This window comes from Pseudorhodoferax sp., from assembly GCF_047601025.1.
GTDB lineage: Bacteria > Pseudomonadota > Gammaproteobacteria > Burkholderiales > Burkholderiaceae_C > Pseudorhodoferax.
In genome coordinates this window covers 1,526,419-1,543,885 of sequence record NZ_JASGJZ010000001.1, presented here as the reverse complement: position 1 = coordinate 1,543,885, position 17,467 = coordinate 1,526,419, and the positions used below count along the sequence as shown (strand labels likewise).

Below are 17,467 nucleotides of genomic sequence, written 5' to 3'. Positions count from 1 at the left end.
GGGTCAGTAGGCGTAGACGCCGCGCCCCGTCTTGCGCCCCAGCCGGCCGGCGGCGACCATTTCCTTGAGCAGCGGGCAGGGCCGGTACTTGCTGTCGCCGAACTCCTCCAGGTAGACGTTCATGACCGCCAGGCACACGTCCAGGCCGACCATGTCGGCCAGCGCCAGCGGGCCGATCGGCTGGTTGCAGCCGAGCTTCATGCCGGCGTCGATGTCCTCCGGCGTGGCCAGGCCTTCGGCCAGCACGAAGAAGGCCTCGTTGATCATCGGCACCAGGATGCGGTTGACGACGAAGCCCGGCGCGTTCTTGACCGTGATCGGCGTCTTGCCCAGCGCCAGCGCCAGCGCGTGCACGGCCTCGTGCGTGGCGTCGCTGGTCTGCAGGCCGCGGATGATCTCCACCAGCGCCATCATCGGCACCGGGTTGAAGAAGTGCATGCCGATGAACTGTTCGGGCCGGTTGGTCAGGGCCGCCATCTTGGTGATGCTGATGGACGAGGTGTTCGAGGCGATCAGCGTCTCGGGCGGCAGCACGGCCTCGGCCTGCTGCAGGATCTTCGCCTTCAGCGCGAAGTTTTCGGTCGCGGCCTCGATCACGAGCTGCGCCTTGGCCAGGTCTGCGTAGTCAGTGCTGGTCTTGATGCGGGCCAGCGCGGCGTCCTTGTCGGCGGCCGTGAGCTTGTCCTTCTTGATCAGCCGGTCCAGGCTGCCGGCGACGGTCGCCAGGCCTTTCTGCACGGCCGCGTCGGAGATGTCGACCATCACCACGTCGATGCCGCTGACGGCGCAGGCCTGCGCGATGCCGTTGCCCATGGTGCCGGCGCCGATGATGCCGACGGTGCGGATGCTGATGCTCATGCGAAAACTCCCGTGACGAAAAAACGGCCGGAGAAGTTCCGGCGCGCCATGGCCGCATCATAGAGTCCGCCCCCGGCCTTTCCGGGCCGGCTGCCTCAGCCCGGTGCCAGCGCGGTGACCGTCAGCACGCCGTTCACGCGCTCGGCGGCGAAGCGCACCTTGTCGCCCTCGTGCACGCCGTCCAGCAGTGCCGGGTCGGCCACGCGGAACACCATCGTCATGGCGCCCATGCCCAGGTGCGGCAGCGCGCCGTGGCGCAGCGTGATGCGGCCCTGGGCACGGTCGATCTTGCGGACCTCGCCTTCGGTCGCGGCGGCACCCGGGGCCGCGGGGCCGGCGTGCGCGGCATGGTCGTGGCGGGCGCTCTCGGCCCGGAGGGCGTTTTCGGCCTGGAGGGACTCCTGGGCCCGGAGGGACTCCTGGGCCCGGAGGGAGTCCTCGGCCCGGAGGGAGGGCGCGGCCAGCAGGGCGAGGGCCAGCAGGCCGGGCAGGGCGGTCTTGTGCATGGTGCTACTCCTTCGGTTCACGATTGGGGATGGCGTGCGAACACGCGTGTGCGGCCGCTGTGTTCGACCAGCAGCACCTCGTAGGGGTCCATGCGCGGCCCCTGCTCCATGCCGGGCGAGCCGATCGGCATGCCCGGCACCGCCAGGCCCAGGGCCTGGATGCCGGAGGCCAGCAGGCGGCGGATGTCGGACGCCGGTACATGGCCTTCCAGCACATAGCCGCCGACCCGCGCCGTGTGGCAGCTGCCCAGGGCCTGTGGCATGCCCAGGCGTTGGCGTACCGGCGCGGTGTCGGGCACGTCCTGCGTGCGCACCGTGAAGCCGGCCGTGCGCAGGTGCTCGACCCAGGCGTTGCAGCAGCCGCAGGTCGGCGTCTTGAAGACCTCGACCGCGGGCAGCGCGGCATGGCTGGGCCATGCGGTGGCGGCCAGCGCGGCCGCGGCGGCGTGCAGGGCGGTTCTGCGTTGCATGGCGGGATTCCTTTCGCTCAATGGTGATGGGAGTGGGCGCCGGCGGGCTTGCGCGCACGCAGGGCGGTGCCGTCTGCCGCCGCGGCGGCCGGGGTACAGGGGGCGGTGACGGCCGGCGGCGGCTCGCCCTGGAATTCGTGCGCGACCGTGCCGGCCGGGTGGCGGAACCAGCCCGGATCGCGGTAGTCGCCGGGCGGCTGTCCGTCGCGCACCTTGACCACGCTGAACATGCCGCCCATCTCCAGCGGGCCGAACGGCCCCTGGCCGGTCATCATCGGCAGCGTGTTGTCGGGCAGCGGCATCTCCATGCCGCCCATCTCGGCCATGCCGCTGCTGCCCATGGCCATGTAGTCGGGCACCAGGCGCGCGATGCGCTCGGCCAGGTCGCGCTGCTCCACGCCGACCAGGTTGGGCACGTCGTGGCCCATCGCGTTCATCGTGTGGTGCGACTTGTGGCAGTGGATGGCCCAGTCGCCGGCGATGGCGTCGAACTCGATCGCGCGCATCTGGCCCACGGCCACGTCGGTCGTGACCTCCGGCCAGCGGGCTCCCGGCGGCACCCAGCCGCCGTCGGTGCCGGTCACCACGAACGCGGGTCCGTGCATGTGGATGGGGTGGTTGGTCATCGTCAGGTTGCCGACGCGGATGCGCACGCGGTCGCCGCTGCGCGCCACCAGCGGGTCGATGCCGGGGAACACGCGGCTGTTCCAGGTCCACAGGTTGAAGTCCGTCATCTCCGCCCAGCGCGGCGTGGCGCTGCCGGGGTCGATCGCGTAGGACGCCAGCAGGAAGGCGAAGTCGCGGTCCACCGCGCGCTCGCGGATCTCGCGCGGCTGCCGCGGATGGATGATGAACAGCCCCATCATGCCCATGGCCAGCTGCACCATCTCGTCGGCATGCGGGTGGTACATGTGGGTGCCGGCGCGCGGCAGCGTGAATTCGTAGACGAAGGTCTTGCCGGGCGGAATGTGCGGCTGCGTCAGGCCGCCCACGCCGTCCATGCCGCTGGGCAGCAGCAGGCCGTGCCAGTGCACCGTGGTGTGCTCGGGCAGCCGGTTGGTGACGAAGATGCGCACGCGGTCGCCCTCCACGGCCTCGATGGTCGGGCCGGGGCTGGTGCCGTTGTAGCCCCACAGCCGGGCCGTCATGCCGGGCGCCAGCTCGCGCAGCACGGGCTCGGCGACCAGGTGGAATTCCTTGACGCCGGCGTTCATGCGCCAGGGCAGCGACCAGCCATTGAGCGTGATGACGGGGTGGAACGGCCGCCCGGTGGGCGGCGGCGGGGGCGGCTGCGTGGCGGCGCAGGCGGAGGCGTCGGGCGTGGCGGCCTCGGGCAGCGCGGCCAGGGCGTGGCGCCCCACGGCGCCCAGGGCCACGGCACCGGCGGCCGTGCGGAAGAAGGTTCTGCGGTCGGACATGGGGGGGGCTCTTTCAAGGGTGGGCCGGCGGCATGGCCATGGCCTGCTGCAGCCGGCTGTCGGCCAGCCAGAAGTCGCGCTGCGCCTGCACGGTGGCGGCCACGGCGCGCACCTGCTCGCGCGCATCGGCCAGCAGGTCGAACACGCCGACCAGCATGCCGTTGTAGTGCAGCAGGGTCTGCTCGGCGATGCGCTGGCGCAGCGGCAGGGCCTCGTCGCGCCAGTGGCGGGCCAGCGCATGGGCCGATTGCCAGGCGGCCCAGCGTTCGCGCACCTCGGAGCGCGCGCGGAGCGCCACGTCGGCGGCCTCGTGCAGCGCCTGGCGGTGGCGCGCCTCGGCCGCCGCCCAGCGGGTGCGGCCGAGGTCGAACAGCGGCAGCTCGACCGCCGCCTCCCAGCCGTTGGCACGCGCCGCGCCGCTGCTGCTCTTGTTCTGCGGGCCGAGTTCCAGCGCGCCGACGAGGCCCGTGGCCTGGTCCAGCCCCAGCGTGCGGGCGGCGGCCTCGGCGCGCTGCTGCGCGGCCAGCACGTCGAGCCGGCGCGCCAGCGCCTGCTGCTCGGCCTGTTCGGGCGCCGGCAGCGCGGGCGGCAGGTCGGGCAGGCGCTCGGGCAGCTGCAGCGCGTCCAGTTGGTCGGGCTGCAGGCCCAGCGTGCGCACCAGTTGCTCGCGCGCGGCCACCGCCTGCTGGCGGGCGCGCGCCAGGTCGGCCGCGGCGTCGGCGCGGAAGGCCTGCTCGCGCAGCCGCGCCAGCGCCGGCAGGTTGCCGGCCTGCTGCATGCGCCCGGCCAGTTCGCTGGCGGCGTCGGCGGCGTCGTGCACCTGCTCCTGGTACTGCACCAACTGGCGGGCGGCCACCGCCTCGGTCCAGGCCTCGCGCGCGAGGCCGGCCTGCTCGACGGCCGCCGCGGCGGCGTCGAGCTGGGCCTGTTCGAACCGTGCCTGCCCGGCCTGCCGCGCGGCCGGCAACGTCAGCAGGCCCAGCAGGTCGAACATCAGCGAGCGGTCGATCTCCAGCGCGCTGCCGGCGCGCAGGCGGCCGAAGCCGAAGACGGGGTTGGCGAGGCGGCCGGCGCGCACGAAGTCGGCCTCGGCCACGCCGAGCGCGGCCAGCCGCGCCTGCAGGCCGCGGTGCTGCAGCAGCGCGAGTTCGACGGCGCCGTCGGCCGTCAGCGGGGCGCGCAGCAGCTCGGCGGCGCGGGCGGCGGCCTCGGCGCCGGGGCGCGGTGCGTGGCCGGTGCGCTCGCGCGCCAGCGCGGCCACGCGGTCCATGCCGCCGTCGGGCGAGAAGCCGGCGCAGCCGGCCAGCAGCAGGGCGGCCAGCGGGATGAGAAGTCTGGACATGGTGGAAGAACATCTGGCGCCGATGCCGCCGCCAGGCGGCATCGGCCGGCGCGCGTGCGCAACGCACGCGCGAGCCTGGTCCGGCCTCGGGCGGAGGCCGTGCGGCGTCAGCGGCTTCGGGGTGGGCGTTCGGGGCCGTCGCGCTCGAAGCGCGCGGCGGCGATGGCCAGCGGAGGGAACGCGGCCGCGGGCAGCGCCGGCGGGTCGGCGGCAGCGCTGCCGCTGTCCGCGAGCGGCGTCAGCGTGCAGAACGCGGCGCAGTGCGTGCAGCCCTGGTGGGCGGCGTGCGCATCGTCCGGGCCGGGTTCGACGGTCGGCGCGGCAAGGCTGCCGTGGCAGTCCGCGTGGGCCTGCTCCATGGCCCGGGCCTCGTGGTGGCTGGCATGGGCCTGCGCCGTGGCGGCGGCGGTGGCCGCCGGCGCGCACGGCAGCGCCATGGCCAGCGCGCCGCGCAGCGGCAGCAGCACGGCCAGCAGCAGGATCAGCCAGGGACGTGGCAGGCGCAGGCGGTTCACGGGTGCGAGTGTAGGCCGGCGAGCGTGTCGATGATGGGGCAGTCCGGCCGGTCGTCGCCGTGGCAGCAGTGCACCAGGTGTTCCAGCGTGGCCTTCACGGCCTGCAGCTCGGCCAGCTTGGCGTCCAGTTCGGCCAGGTGCGCCTCGGCCAGCGCCTTGACCTGGCGGCTCGGCCGCTTGCGGTCCCGCCACAGGTCCAGCAGGTCGCGGATCTGCGCCAGCGAAAAGCCCAGGTCGCGCGAATGGCGGATGAAGCGCAGCGTGGCGATCTCCCGGTCGCCGTACCGCCGGTAGCCGGCCTCGCTGCGCGCGGCCTCGGGGAACAGGCCCAGGCTCTCGTAGTGCCGGATCATCTTGGCGGACACGCCGCTGGCCTTGGCGGCCTGGCCGATGTTCATCATGCGCCGCTCCCGTGCTGGCTGCCGCGCCAGCGGCGCAGCAGCAGCGCGTTGCCGACCACGCTGACGCTGCTGAAGGCCATGGCCGCGCCGGCGATCACCGGGTTCAGGTAGCCGAGCGCGGCCAGCGGGATGCCGAGCGCGTTGTAGCCGAAGGCCCAGCCCAGGTTCTGGCGGATCTTGGCGTAGGTGCGGCGCGACAGGTCCAGCGCGTCGGCCACCAGCCGCAGGTCGCCGCGCATCAGCGTGACGTCGGCGGTCTCGGTGGCCACGTCGGCGCCGCCGGCCATCGCGAAGCCGCAGCTGGCCGCGGCCAGCGCCGGGCCGTCGTTCAGCCCGTCGCCGACGAAGGCGACCACCTGCCCGGCCGCGCGCTCGCGCTGCACCACCTCGGCCTTGTGCTCGGGCAGCATCTCGGCCTGCACGCGGGTGATGCCCAGCTGCCGCGCCACGGCTTCGGCGGCGCCGCGGTTGTCGCCGGTCAGCATCAGCGTGGCGATGTTCAGTGCGCGCAGCCGCGCGATGGCGGCCGCGGCCGTGGGCTTGACGGTGTCGCCGAAGGCCAGCAGGCCGAGCAACGTGCCGCCGTCCTCGATCAGCCAGGAGACGGTGCGGCCTTCGTGTTCCAGCCGCTCGGCCTCGGCGGCCAGCGGGCCGGCGGCGATGCCGCGCTCGCGCAGCAGCCGCGTGCTGCCCAGCGCCAGCGGGCGGCCGTCCACGCGGCCTTGCACGCCGCGGCCGGGCAGCGCGCCGGCGTCCTCGGCCGGGGGCAGCGCCAGGCCCTGCTGCTGCGCACGCTGCAGCACCGCCAGCGCCAGCGGGTGGCTGCTGCGCGCCTGCAGCGCGGCGGCCAGGCGCAGCACCTCGTCCGCGTCCCGGCCGGCGGCCGGCTGCACGGCCACCAGGGCCGGCTTGCCCTCGGTCAGCGTGCCGGTCTTGTCGAAGGCCACCAGCGTCACGGCGTGCGCCACCTCCAGCGCCTGCGCGTCGCGGATCAGGATGCCGTGGCGCGCGGCCACGCCGGTGCCGGCCATGATGGCCGTGGGCGTGGCCAGGCCCAGCGCGCAGGGGCAGGCGATCACCAGCACCGCGACGGCGTTGACCAGCGCATGCTCCCAGTCGCCGGTGGCGGCCACCCAGCCCACCAGCGTGGCCAGCGCGATCGCCAGCACCACCGGCACGAACACCGCGCTCACGCGGTCCACCAGGCGCTGGATCGGCGCCTTGGCGGCCTGCGCCGATTCGACCAGCCGGATGATGCGGGACAGCTGGGTCTCCGCGCCGACGGCCAGCGTGCGCACCACCAGCGCGCCCTCGGCGTTGATGGCGCCGCCGGTCACGCGGTCGCCCACGCCCCGGGCCACGGGCAGGCTCTCGCCGGTCAGCAGCGATTCGTCCACGTGCGTGGCGCCCTGCACGATCTCGCCGTCCGCGGCGATGCGCTCGCCCGGGTGCACCAGCACCAGGTCGCCCACGCGCAGCTGCTCAATGGGGATGTCCTGCTCGGCGCCGTCGCGGCGCACCCGGGCCGTGGCCGGGCGCAGCGCGTTCAGCGCGCGGATGGCGTCGGTGGTCTGGCGCTTGGCGCGCTCCTCCAGCCACTTGCCGAGCAGCACCAGCGTGACGACGGCGGCCGAGGCCTCGAAGTACAGGTGCGGTTCGGCGCCATGCCCGCCGTGGCCGGCATGGCGCAGCAGCAGGTACAGCGACAGGCCGAACGCGGCCGAGGTGCCGAGCGCGACCAGCAGGTCCATGTTGCCGCTGCCGGCGCGCAGCGCCTTCCAGCCCGCGCGGTAGAAGCGCGCGCCGAGCCAGAACTGCACCGGCGCGGCCAGCAGCAGCTGCACCCAGCCCGGCGGCATCCAGTGCACGCCGAGGGGTTGCAGCAGCATGGGCGCGACCATCGGCAGCGTCAGCAGCGCGGCCACGGCCACCGGCCACCAGGGCGTGCCGCGCGCGGGGGGGGCGCTGCGGCCCTCCTGCAGCGCCTGCGCCGGGTAGCCGGCCTGGGCGCTGGCGTCCAGCAGGGCCTGTACCGGTACCGTGGACAGGGCCTGCACCGTCGCCTGCTCGGTGGCCAGGTTGACCGAGGCGTCGAGCACGCCGGGCACGCGCCGCAGCGCCTTCTCGACCCGGCCCACGCAGGAGGCGCAGCTCATGCCCTCGATCTGCAGGCGGTGGTGCGCCGTCGCCACCTCGTAGCCGGCCTTGCGCACGGCCTCGGCCAGCGGCTGGGCGTCCAGACCGGCCGTGCCCTGCACGCTGGCGACCTCGGTCGCCAGGTTCACGCTGGCGTCGCCGACGCCGGGCACGGCGCGCAAGGCCTTCTCGACCCGGCCGACGCACGAGGCGCAGCTCATGCCTTCGATCTGCAGGCGCAATGCGGGGGCGGACATGCAGGAGACTCCTGGAATGGTGGACGACGCGGCGGATTCTGAACCTTGCCATGATGGTAAGGTCAACCCCCGGTGTTCTTCTTCATGGGGATACACGGCGCGGACCACTTGACCTTGCCACGGTGGAAAGGTTCAGACTCGCCTTCATCCCATCACACCAGGAGTCTTCGATGATCGCGTTCGACGTACAGGACATGAGCTGTGGCCACTGCGTGGCCAGCATCACCAAGGCGGTGCAGGCCGCCGACCCGACGGCCCGGGTCGAGGTCGACCTCTCCGGCCGGCGCGTGCAGGTCGAGCCCGGCCGTGCCGACGCGGCGGCGCTGCAGCGCGCCATCGAGGAGGCTGGCTACACGCCCCGGCCGGTGGCGGCCTGAGGCGTTTGCCGGACGGCGCGCCGCGCCTTCAGCGCTTGAACGGCTCGGGCCGCGGCGTGCTGTCGCTGGAGGGCGGCAGGATCGGCAGCGCCATCTGCGGCTGCTCGCCGGTCAGCGTTTTCAGGAAGGCGACGATCCTGGCGTTCTCCTCGGCGGTGAAGGTGCGGCCGAGCTGCAGCCGGCCCATGAGGTCCACCGCCTCGGTCAGCGTGGCGGCCTCGCCGTCGTGGAAGTACGGGTAGGTCAGCTCCACGTTGCGCAGCGTGGGCACCTTGAAGCTCATCCGGTCGACGTCCTTGCCGGTCACACCGGCGCGGCCCAGGGCCTCGTGCGAGGTCTGGTAGGGCGCCACCAGGCCCATCTTCTGGAACGAGGTGCCGCCGGCGGCCGGGCCGTTGTGGCAGGCCACGCAGCCGCTGTTCTTGAACAGCTGGTAGCCGGCCAGCTCGTCCTTGCTCAGCGCCTTGGCGTCGCCCCGCAGCCACTGGTCGAAGCGGCTGTTCGGCGTGACCAGCGTCTCCTCGAACGCGGCCAGCGCATCGGTGACCTGCTCGATCGCGATCGCGTCCTTGCCGTAGACCTGCTTGAATTCCTGCCGGTAGCCCGGGATCGAGGCCAGGATGCTGATGGCCAGCTCGTGCGAGGAGGCCATCTCGGCCGGGTTCGCGATCGGGCCGCCGGCCTGCTCGCGCAGGTCCTTGGCGCGGCCGTCCCAGAACTGCGCGATGCTCATGCTGGAGTTCAGCACGGTGGGCGAGTTGATGCCGCCCTTCTGCCAGTTGTGGCCGATCGAGGCCTTCAGGTTGTCCGTGCCGCCCATGCTCAGGTTGTGGCAGGAGTTGCAGGAGATGAAGCCGGACCGGGACAGCCGCGGGTCGAAGAACAGCTTCTGCCGAGCTGCACCTTGGCCGGGTCGCCGACCACGGGCGCCGCGATGGGCTGGATGGGCTCGGCCTGGGCCGCCGGCTGCTGGGCCGCGGCGCCGAGCGCGAACACGGCGGCGGCGATGGCGCCTGCGAGGGAAATGGATCTGCGGGGCATGGCGTGGGGCTTTCTCTTTCTGCGCACCGGTCGTCGTGGGCGGCGGGCCTGCCGCGCCGGTGTCTGTACGCCATGCCTGCCCGGCGGGGCCAGGGGTGCCGCCGTGGGCTGCCGGCCCCGCATCGGCATTCTCGGCAGCGGGGGCGGGCGCGCCTTGTCCTGGGTCAACGCGCCGGTGCCTGGGGGCCAGGACCGGGCAGCGCGTCGAGGCCGTGCGCCAGGAGGCGGGCTGTTCGCTCAGGCGCGGAAGCGCCGGCGCGTCAGCGCCAGCGCGACCCAGAACGCCGCGACCGCGTAGGCCGTGACGACCAGGCCGTGCCGCAGCGCGTGCTCCGGCCAGCGGTCCAGGAACAGCGGGCGCACCAGCTCCACGGCGTTCGTCAGCGGCAGCCAGTCCGAGACGATGCGCACGGCGCCGGGCAGTTGCTCGCGCGGGAAGAACACGCCCGACAGGAACATCATCGGCGTGAGCACCAGCGTGAAGTAGTAGGTGAAGAAGTCGTAGCCCTTGGCCAGCGCGTTGAAGATCAGCGCGATCGCACTGAACATCACGCCGGCGGCCAGCAGCGCGGGCAGCGCCACCAGCAGCTTCCAGCTGTGGCTGATGCCCAGGCCCAGCATCACGCACAAGATGGCCGCGACCGTGAAGATGGACTTGAACGCGGCCCACAGCAGCTCGGCCAGCACCAGGTTGTCCAGGCTGACCGGCGCGTTCATGATGCCCTCCCAGGTCTTTTGCACGTGCATGCGCGAGAAGGCCGAGTACAGCGCCTCGAACGAGGCCGCGTTCATCGCGCTCATGCAGATCGAGCCGGAGGCGAGGAACAGGATGTAGGGCACCTGCTGGCCCTCCAGGCGCACCTGCCCGACCAGCGCGCCCATGCCGTAGCCGAAGGCCACCAGCCACATCAGCGGCTCGGCGATGTTGCCGACCAGGCTGGGAATGGCCAGCTTGCGCCAGACCAGCAGGTTGCGCAGGAACACGGGCCACCAGCGCATGGACAGCTGCGGCGCGCGCCAGATGCTCGGAGTCGTCATGCGTCGTCGCGGATCTGCCGCCCCGTGAGTTTCAGGAACAGGTCTTCGAGGTTGGCCGGCCGGTGCAGGGTGCGCAGCTGGCCGTGCCGGCCCAGCGCGTCGAGCAGCGGCTTGGCCTCGCGCGTGTAGAAGAACACGGTCTCGCCGCTGACCTCCACGCGCGCGGCCAGCGCGCGCAGCGCGGCGTGGACCGGGTCGCGGGCCAGCGCCAGCGCGCCGTTGCCGTAGGCCTCGACCACCTCGGGCTCCAGGTGCGCGGCGATCAGTTCGCGCGGGCGGCCTTCGGCGATCTTCCTGCCGTGGTCCAGCACCAGCAGGCGCGAGCACAGGCGCTCGGCCTCGTCCATGAAGTGCGTGGTCAGCAGGATGGCCTTGCCCTGCTGCAGCAGCAGCTGCAGCCGCTCCCACATCAGGTGGCGGGCCTGCGGGTCCAGGCCGGTGGTCGGCTCGTCCAGCAGCAGCAGGCGCGGGTCGTTGACCAGCGCGCGCGCCAGGCTCAGGCGCCGCTTCATGCCGCCGGACAGTTCTGCCGGCCGGGCCTGCGCCTTGTTCTGCAGCGCCGCGAACGCCAGCAGCCGGGGGATGCGCGCCTCGATGTCGGCGCGGCGCATGCCGAAGTAGCGGCCGTAGACCAGCAGGTTCTCGCGGCAGTCGAAGTCCGGGTCCAGCGAGTCGAACTGCGAGACCACGCCCAGCTCGGCCTTGATGGCCAGCGCGTCGGCCGGCATGGCCAGGCGCCGGCCGTCGGCCGCCTGGTAGGCGATGCTGCCGGCGTCGGGCGCGGTCTGGCCCAGGCACATGCGGATCGTGGTGGTCTTGCCGGCGCCGTTGGGGCCGATCACGCCCAGGCATTCGCCGGGCGTGATGGAGAAGGACAGGCCGTCGACCACGGTGTTCGCGCCATAGCGCTTGGTCAGCGACTGCACGTCGAACAAGGGGGTGGGCATCGGGGCATTGTCGGCGAGAGGTGCCGGGGCTGGCTGGCGGTTGCCTGGTGCGCCATCGTCGAATCGCGGGGCAGCCGGCGGTCCCGCAGCCCATCGCCGTCGGCCGGGAGCCGCCGGCAAGTCTTGATGTTCGTCAAGAAAACGACGATGGTTCGATTCCGCGCATGTCTGCGTCCTTATTTGCGCTGAAAATAGTCCCAGAACAAGTTCGCTTCTGAAATCAGACACTTATGCCTGCATCGGCCGGATGGCGCCGAGGAATTCTTCAGCCAGCGGCGCCGGAAGCGATGAGGCTGCGGCAGCATTGGTGCGGCCGTATGGCGATCGGCGTGGCGGTGCTGGCGGCAGGGGGCTTGCTCGCCGGCGTCGTGGAGTTGTGGCGCCATGCCAGCTTCCTTCCGCATGGTCCCTGGGTCCTGTCGATGCTGCTGCTGGGCGTGCTCGGCGTCTCGATCGGCCTGGGCTGGCTGTGGCACCAGCGCAGGCTGCGACGGTTGCAGGAGGAGTCCGACCAGCGCCGCGACCGGATCCTGAACGGCACCAACGATGGCTGGTGGGACGTGGACTTCGTGCGCGGCGAGTCGTTCGTCTCCGAGCGCTGGCGCGAGATGCATGGCCTGTCGCCGGGCGAGGCGATCTCGGTCGACTGGCGCGACCTGCTGCATCCCAAGGACAAGACGCGCGTGCTCCAGGAGCTGCGCGAGTACCTGCGCGATGCGCAGTGCCTGCGCTACGAGCTGGAGTTTCGCTGCCTGCTGCGCGACGGACGCACGATCTGGGTGCTGGCGCGGGGCATCTGCGAGCGCGGGGCCGACGGCCGGGTGCGCCGCATGTCCGGCAGCTGCAGCGACATCACCCGCTTCAAGATCGCCGAGCGCGAGCGCGAGGTCGCCCGCCACCTGGTGCGCGGCATCGCGGCGCACGTGCCGGGCATGGTCTACCAGCTGCGCATGCGGGCGGACGGCACGGGCTACTTCCCGTACGCCAGCCCGGCCATCATGGAGCTGTTCGGCGTGACGCCGCAGCAGGCGCAGGCCGGTGCCGACTTCCTGCGCGACTGCGTGCATCCGGACGATCTCGGCGTGTTCGAGGCTTCCCTGCGCGATTCCGCCCAGCAGCTCGGGCTCTGGCAGCACGAATTTCGGCTGTTGCTGCCCGATGGCAGCTGCCGCTGGCTGCTGAGCGATGCGCGGCCCCGGCGCCTGATCGACGGCGACGTGGTGTGGGCCGGCTTCATCACCGACGTGACCGCGCGCAAGAACCAGGAACTGGCGCTGCAGGACGCGCTGCGGCGCACCCAGGCCATCCTGGACAGCATGATCGACGGCGTGATCACGATCGACACGCGGGGCATCATGACCTCGGCCAATGCGGCGGCCATGCGCATGTTCGGCTACGAGGCCAGCGAATTGCTGGGCCGCAACGTCAGCATGCTGATGCCCGAGCCGCACCGCAGCCAGCACGACGGCTACCTCGACCGCTACCAGCGCACCGGCGAGGCGCGCGTGCTCGGCATCGGCCGCGACGTCGAGGGTCAGCGCAAGGACGGCAGCCGGTTCCCGATGCACCTGAGCGTGTCCAAGACGCTGCAGCACGGCCAGACCGTGTTCATCGGCCTGGTGCAGGACATCTCGCAGCGCCGCCGCGACGAGGAGGAGATCCACCGCCTGGCGTTCTTCGACCCGCTGACCGGCCTGCCGAACCGCCGCCTGCTGCAGGACCGGCTGCAGCACGCGCTGGCCGGCAGCGGGCGCTCGGGCCGTCACGGCGCGGTGATGTTCCTGGACCTGGACAACTTCAAGCTGCTCAACGATACCCAGGGCCACGACATGGGCGACCTGCTGCTGTGCCAGGTGGCCGGCCGGCTGCGCGAGAACGTGCGCGAGGCCGACACCGTGGCACGCCTGGGCGGCGACGAGTTCGTGGTGCTGCTGGAGTCGCTGAGCCCGCGTCCGGGCGAGGCGGCTGCGCAGGTGGAGGTCATCGCGCAGAAGGTCCTGCGTGCGCTGGGCCAGCCGTACCAGATCGGGGAACTGCAGCACCGCAGCACGCCGAGCATCGGCGCCGTGCTGTTCCTGTCGGACGCCGTGTCCATGGAAGACCTGCTGAAGATGGCCGACGTCGCCATGTACCAGGCCAAGGCCGCGGGCCGCAACACCGTCTGCTTCTACGACCCGGCCATGCAGGCCGAGCTGGCCGCGCGCGCCGCGCTGGAGGCCGACATGCGCCAGGGCCTGCGCACGCAAGAGTTCCTGCTGCACTACCAGCCCCAGGTCGACCGGCATGGCGACACGGTCGGCTTCGAGGCGCTGCTGCGCTGGCAGCATCCGCAGCGCGGCAGCGTGCCGCCCGGCCAGTTCATTCCGCTGGCCGAGGAAAGCGGGCTGATCGGACTGCTCGGCAACTGGGTGCTGGAAGCGGCCTGTACGCAGCTGGTCCGCTGGGCCGGGCAGCCGGCCATGGCCCTCTGCACGGTGTCCGTCAACGTCAGCGCCCAGCAACTAGGCCAGCCGGATTTCGTGGCCGGCATCGAGGCGTTGCTCGCGCGCAGCGGCGCACGGCCGGAGCGGCTCAAGCTCGAACTGACCGAGAGCATGCTGGCCGACGACGTGGAGGCGGTGATCGACAAGATGCTGGCGCTCAAGCGGCTGGGCGTGGGCTTCTCGCTTGACGACTTCGGCACCGGCTACTCCTCACTGTCCTACCTCAAGCGGCTGCCGCTGGACCAGCTGAAGATCGACCAGTCGTTCGTGCGCGACCTGTTCCTGAGCGCCCATGCGGGCGTGATTGCGCGCACCATCATCGGCCTGGGCCACAGCCTGGGCCTGGCGGTCATCGCCGAAGGCGTGGAGACCGAGGCCCAGCATCACGAGCTGTGGCAGGCCGGTTGCGACGCGTTCCAGGGCTACCTGCTGGGCTGGCCGGCGCCGGCCGACCAGGCCGAGGCGCGCATGCGCGAGGCCTTGGCGACCCCGCCGTCGTGACGGGGCGGGCCGTCGTCGCGGCTGGTGCCCCGGCCGGCATTTGATCCGAGGAGCAGGAGGGGTGGTGCAGACGGCGTCACGTTGCGTGCTCTGCCTCATCGGCAGGGGGCCGTGTCCGTCATTCTGCGCTGCCCCCTCCAAGGAAAGCAGCCCGGCGGGTTGCACCTGCCGGGCTGCTGCGAGGGGAGGAGCGCCCGAGGGACGAGCGGCTCCTGGCTGGACGGTGCTTACTGAGCCTGCTTGCGGCGGCGAGCGGCCAAGCCCAGCAGGCCCAGGCCCATCAGCGCGATCGAAGCCGGCTCGGGGACATCGGCGGTGGGGACGTCCGAGCGGCTGGTGAAGGTACCCGAGCCCACGGCGTTGGTGAAATCGGGGTAGTAGCTGGTGAAGGTGGTGCTGAACGTGAAGTCCGAGCCATCCGCCATGGCATTGGTATCGAAGTAATCGGCGGCCAGGCCGCCGACCACGTCGAGCCAGCCCAGGCCGTTCATTCCGGACACCGAGCCGAGCACCGTCGTGATGCTGCCCATCAAGGTGGTGCCGTTGAAATCACCGATGGCGTGGGCCACCATGTCCAGCCACAGGGCGCTGCTGCCGTCAGCGTAGTTGGCATAGACCTTGACCCAGCCGTCGGAGTAGGTCAGGTTGCTCGTGCCCGACGAGCCCGGGGCAGGCAGCGAGCCCGTCAGCTGCTCGTAGCCGCCGAACGTGAAGCTCAGGGTGGTGCAGGCGGTGCAGAAGCTGCCGCTGCCGTTGATCTTGGTGATCAGGCCCGAGCCGGACAGCGAACCGTCCGCGCCGATCAGCTGGCGGACCGTGTCGGTGGTGCCGCTGAAATCGATCACGTCATCGGTATTCCACGTCACGCCGCCGACCGACACCACGCCGGCCTGGGCGGTTGCGGCCATGGCTGCGGCAAGGGTTGCACCGGCGAGTACTTTGTTCAGAAATTGCATGTCAAGGCTCCTTGGGAAGTTTGGGGGGAGGGCAAATTCGCCCTTGCGAGACTTCATAAGCAGCATCCGTGCCAGCGGGGAATGTCGTCATAACACATTGATATTCAAAGGAATTTCATCAATCCCTTTGAATGGGAGAATCCATATGTAATAAATAGTGACATCTCGATAGAACTTATTTCACGGTCGGGCGGCCAGGTACCGTGGCCCGAGGACACCAAAGAAAAAGCCACCGGCAGGCCGGTGGCTTCGCGTGCGGTGCGGGTGGCGCTCAGGCCGCCAGGCGCGTCTCGATCTGCTGCTTGATCTCGCCCATTTCCCGGGGCAGGTGGTAGGCCAGCTGCGTGAACAGGTCCGTGTGCAGCTTCAGTTCGGCCTGCCAGGCGGCCTTGTCGATGCTGGTCACGTGCGCGAACTGGTCGGCGCTGAAATCCAGGCCGGTCCAGTTCAGCTCCTCGTAGGCCGGGCTCACGCCGAACACGTGCTCGCTGCCCTGGGCCTTGTTCTCGATGCGGTCGATCATCCACTTCAGCACGCGCATGTTCTCGCCGTAGCCGGGCCAGACGAACTTGCCGTCCGGGCCCTTGCGGAACCAGTTGGTGGTGTAGATGCGCGGCAGCGTGGCGCCGGCCTGGGCCAGCCTGGCGCCCAGGTTCAGCCAGTGCTGGAAGTAGTCGCTCATGTTGTAGCCCATGAACGGCAGCATCGCGAACGGGTCGCGGCGCACCACGCCCTGCTGGCCGGCGGCCGCGGCCGTGGTCTCCGAGCCCATGGTGGCGGCCATGTAGACGCCTTCGGCCCAGTTGCGCGCCTCGGTCACCAGCGGCACCGTGGTCGAGCGGCGGCCGCCGAAGATGAAGGCGTCGATCTTCACGCCCTTGGGATCATCCCAGGCTTCGTCCAGCGCCGGGTTGTTGGTGGCGGCCACGGTGAAGCGCGCGTTCGGGTGCGCGGCCTTCGCGCCGGTCTCGCGCGCGATCTGCGGCGTCCAGTCCTTGCCCTGCCAGTCGATCAGGTGCGCCGGCAGCGCCTTGCCGGGCACGTCGTCTTCCATGCCCTCCCACCAGACGTCGCCGTCGTCCGTCAGCGCCACGTTCGTGAAGATCACGTCGCGGTCCAGGCTGCGCATGCAGTTGGGGTTGGTCTTGTAGTTGGTGCCGGGGGCCACGCCGAAGTAGCCGGCCTCGGGGTTGATCGCGCGCAGCGAGCCGTCGGGCTGCGGCTTGATCCAGGCGATGTCGTCGCCGATGGTGGTGACCTTCCAGCCCTCGAAGCCGGACGGCGGCACGAGCATCGAGAAATTGGTCTTGCCGCAGGCGCTCGGGAAGGCCGCGGCCACGTGGTACTTCTTGCCGTCCGGCTTGGTCACGCCCAGGATCAGCATGTGCTCGGCCAGCCAGCCCTGGTCGCGACCCATGGTCGAGGCGATGCGCAGCGCGAAGCACTTCTTGCCCAGCAGCGCGTTGCCGCCGTAGCCCGAGCCGTAGGACCAGATCTCGCGCGTCTCCGGATAGTGCACGATGTACTTGGTCTTGTTGCAGGGCCACTTTACGTCGGCCTGGCCCGGTTCCAGCGGCGCGCCCACGGTGTGCACGCAGGGCACGAAGTCGCCGTCCACGCCCAGCACGTCGTACACGGCCTTGCCCATGCGGGTCATGATCTTCATGTTCACGGCCACGTAGGGGCTGTCGGACAGCTCGACGCCGATGTGGGCGATGTCCGAGCCCAGCGGGCCCATGCTGAACGGCACCACGTACATGGTGCGGCCCTTCATGCAGCCCTTGAATAGCGCGTTCTCGCCGGTCTGCAGCAGTGCGCGCATCTCGGCCGGCGCGGTCCAGTTGTTGGTCGGGCCGGCGTCTTCCTTGCGCTCGGAGCAGATGAAGGTGCGGTCTTCCACGCGCGCCACGTCCGACGGGTCGGACAGCGCCAGGAAGGAGTTCGGGCGCTTGGCCGGGTTCAGCTTCTTGAAGGTGCCGGCATCGACCAGCTGCTGGCACAGGCGCTGGTATTCCTCTTCGCTGCCGTCGCACCAGTAGATGCTGGCAGGCTGGGTCAGCGCGGCGATGTCGGCGATCCAGGCGATCAGCCTGGCGTTCTTCACGTATGCGGGGGGATTGATTTGCAATCCCTTCATCGCGGGTGCATTCATGGGCAGCTCCTAAGTTGAGAAATCGTCTTTCGCAAAACCGCACGCGGTGCTGGCGGGCGAAGCTTTGGG

General features: G+C 71.3%; 14 protein-coding genes and 1 pseudogene. 2 read left to right on the top strand and 13 right to left on the bottom strand.

Features of this window, described 5'->3' with window-relative positions:
* Window positions 1-3: 3 nt before the first annotated feature.
* From QM782_RS07190 to QM782_RS07155, 8 genes are all read right to left on the bottom strand, one after another.
* A complete protein-coding gene (locus QM782_RS07190; protein WP_415205607.1) occupies window positions 4-852 on the bottom strand; it encodes a 3-hydroxybutyryl-CoA dehydrogenase in 849 nt (282 codons plus the stop codon).
* 101 nt (window positions 853-953) lie between these two features.
* The gene (locus QM782_RS07185) at window positions 954-1,364 is read right to left on the bottom strand and encodes a copper-binding protein (protein WP_415202229.1); all 411 of its coding nucleotides are present in this window, start codon (window positions 1,362-1,364) and stop codon (window positions 954-956) included.
* 17 nt (window positions 1,365-1,381) lie between these two features.
* The gene (locus QM782_RS07180; protein ID WP_415202228.1) at window positions 1,382-1,834 is read right to left on the bottom strand and encodes a DUF411 domain-containing protein; all 453 of its coding nucleotides are present in this window, start codon (window positions 1,832-1,834) and stop codon (window positions 1,382-1,384) included.
* 17 nt (window positions 1,835-1,851) lie between these two features.
* The gene (locus QM782_RS07175; RefSeq protein WP_415202227.1) at window positions 1,852-3,252 is read right to left on the bottom strand and encodes a multicopper oxidase family protein; all 1,401 of its coding nucleotides are present in this window, start codon (window positions 3,250-3,252) and stop codon (window positions 1,852-1,854) included.
* A gap of 13 nt (window positions 3,253-3,265) precedes the next feature.
* Entirely contained in the window at window positions 3,266-4,594 is a 1,329-nt protein-coding gene (locus QM782_RS07170) for a TolC family protein (protein WP_415202226.1), read from the bottom strand.
* Between the two features lie 107 nt (window positions 4,595-4,701).
* On the bottom strand, window positions 4,702-5,109 hold the full coding sequence (locus QM782_RS07165) for a hypothetical protein (RefSeq protein ID WP_415202225.1): 408 nt from the start codon (window positions 5,107-5,109) through the stop codon (window positions 4,702-4,704).
* Complete coding sequence (cueR, locus tag QM782_RS07160) at window positions 5,106-5,507, bottom strand: Cu(I)-responsive transcriptional regulator (RefSeq protein WP_415205606.1); 402 nt, start codon at window positions 5,505-5,507, stop codon at window positions 5,106-5,108. The genes QM782_RS07165 and cueR overlap by 4 nt, the downstream gene beginning before the upstream one ends.
* Window positions 5,507-7,903 carry a heavy metal translocating P-type ATPase gene (locus QM782_RS07155; RefSeq protein WP_415202224.1) on the bottom strand — a complete coding sequence of 799 codons (2,397 nt, stop codon included), beginning with the start codon at window positions 7,901-7,903 and terminating at the stop codon, window positions 5,507-5,509. Before QM782_RS07155 ends, cueR begins: the two co-directional genes overlap by 1 nt.
* Window positions 7,904-8,073: 170 nt before the next feature.
* Here QM782_RS07155 and QM782_RS07150 point away from each other — a divergent pair, with 170 nt between their 5' ends.
* Window positions 8,074-8,280, top strand: a complete 207-nt coding sequence (locus QM782_RS07150) for a heavy-metal-associated domain-containing protein (protein WP_415202223.1) — start codon at window positions 8,074-8,076, stop codon at window positions 8,278-8,280.
* Between the two features lie 28 nt (window positions 8,281-8,308).
* On the opposite strand, the pseudogene QM782_RS07145 reads toward QM782_RS07150, so the two are convergent.
* The 3 genes and pseudogenes from QM782_RS07145 to QM782_RS07135 all read right to left on the bottom strand — a co-directional run bounded on the left by QM782_RS07145 (window position 8,309) and on the right by QM782_RS07135 (window position 11,306).
* Window positions 8,309-9,321, bottom strand: a pseudogene (locus QM782_RS07145) (cytochrome-c peroxidase).
* Window positions 9,322-9,558: 237 nt separating this feature from the next.
* The gene (locus tag QM782_RS07140) at window positions 9,559-10,359 is read right to left on the bottom strand and encodes an ABC transporter permease (protein ID WP_415202222.1); all 801 of its coding nucleotides are present in this window, start codon (window positions 10,357-10,359) and stop codon (window positions 9,559-9,561) included.
* Window positions 10,356-11,306 carry an ATP-binding cassette domain-containing protein gene (locus tag QM782_RS07135; RefSeq protein ID WP_415202221.1) on the bottom strand — a complete coding sequence of 317 codons (951 nt, stop codon included), beginning with the start codon at window positions 11,304-11,306 and terminating at the stop codon, window positions 10,356-10,358. The genes QM782_RS07140 and QM782_RS07135 overlap by 4 nt, the downstream gene beginning before the upstream one ends.
* 317 nt (window positions 11,307-11,623) lie before the next feature.
* On the opposite strand from QM782_RS07135, the gene QM782_RS07130 reads away from it, so the two are divergent.
* A complete protein-coding gene (locus QM782_RS07130) occupies window positions 11,624-14,290 on the top strand; it encodes an EAL domain-containing protein (RefSeq protein WP_415202220.1) in 2,667 nt (888 codons plus the stop codon).
* Between the two features lie 227 nt (window positions 14,291-14,517).
* Here the strand turns inward: QM782_RS07130 and QM782_RS07125 are convergent, their stop codons facing one another.
* Complete coding sequence (locus QM782_RS07125; RefSeq protein WP_415202219.1) at window positions 14,518-15,246, bottom strand: PEP-CTERM sorting domain-containing protein; 729 nt, start codon at window positions 15,244-15,246, stop codon at window positions 14,518-14,520.
* A gap of 271 nt (window positions 15,247-15,517) precedes the next feature.
* On the bottom strand, window positions 15,518-17,398 hold the full coding sequence (locus QM782_RS07120; RefSeq protein ID WP_415202218.1) for a phosphoenolpyruvate carboxykinase (GTP): 1,881 nt from the start codon (window positions 17,396-17,398) through the stop codon (window positions 15,518-15,520).
* Window positions 17,399-17,467: the final 69 nt, after the last annotated feature.

Excerpts from the sequence above, each read along its gene's own strand:
- QM782_RS07125 (WP_415202219.1), bottom strand. The coding sequence starts at position 15,246 with ATGCAATTTCTGAACAAAGTACTCGCCGGTGCAACCCTTGCCGCAGCC.
- QM782_RS07170 (WP_415202226.1), bottom strand. The coding sequence starts at position 4,594 with ATGTCCAGACTTCTCATCCCGCTGGCCGCCCTGCTGCTGGCCGGCTGC.
- QM782_RS07140 (WP_415202222.1), bottom strand. The coding sequence starts at position 10,359 with ATGACGACTCCGAGCATCTGGCGCGCGCCGCAGCTGTCCATGCGCTGG.
- QM782_RS07175 (WP_415202227.1), bottom strand. The coding sequence starts at position 3,252 with ATGTCCGACCGCAGAACCTTCTTCCGCACGGCCGCCGGTGCCGTGGCC.
- QM782_RS07130 (WP_415202220.1), top strand. The coding sequence starts at position 11,624 with ATGGCGATCGGCGTGGCGGTGCTGGCGGCAGGGGGCTTGCTCGCCGGC.
- QM782_RS07155 (WP_415202224.1), bottom strand. The coding sequence starts at position 7,903 with ATGTCCGCCCCCGCATTGCGCCTGCAGATCGAAGGCATGAGCTGCGCC.
- QM782_RS07120 (WP_415202218.1), bottom strand. The coding sequence starts at position 17,398 with ATGAATGCACCCGCGATGAAGGGATTGCAAATCAATCCCCCCGCATAC.
- cueR (WP_415205606.1), bottom strand. The coding sequence starts at position 5,507 with ATGAACATCGGCCAGGCCGCCAAGGCCAGCGGCGTGTCCGCCAAGATG.
- QM782_RS07150 (WP_415202223.1), top strand. The coding sequence starts at position 8,074 with ATGATCGCGTTCGACGTACAGGACATGAGCTGTGGCCACTGCGTGGCC.
- QM782_RS07180 (WP_415202228.1), bottom strand. The coding sequence starts at position 1,834 with ATGCAACGCAGAACCGCCCTGCACGCCGCCGCGGCCGCGCTGGCCGCC.
- QM782_RS07135 (WP_415202221.1), bottom strand. The coding sequence starts at position 11,306 with ATGCCCACCCCCTTGTTCGACGTGCAGTCGCTGACCAAGCGCTATGGC.
- QM782_RS07185 (WP_415202229.1), bottom strand. The coding sequence starts at position 1,364 with ATGCACAAGACCGCCCTGCCCGGCCTGCTGGCCCTCGCCCTGCTGGCC.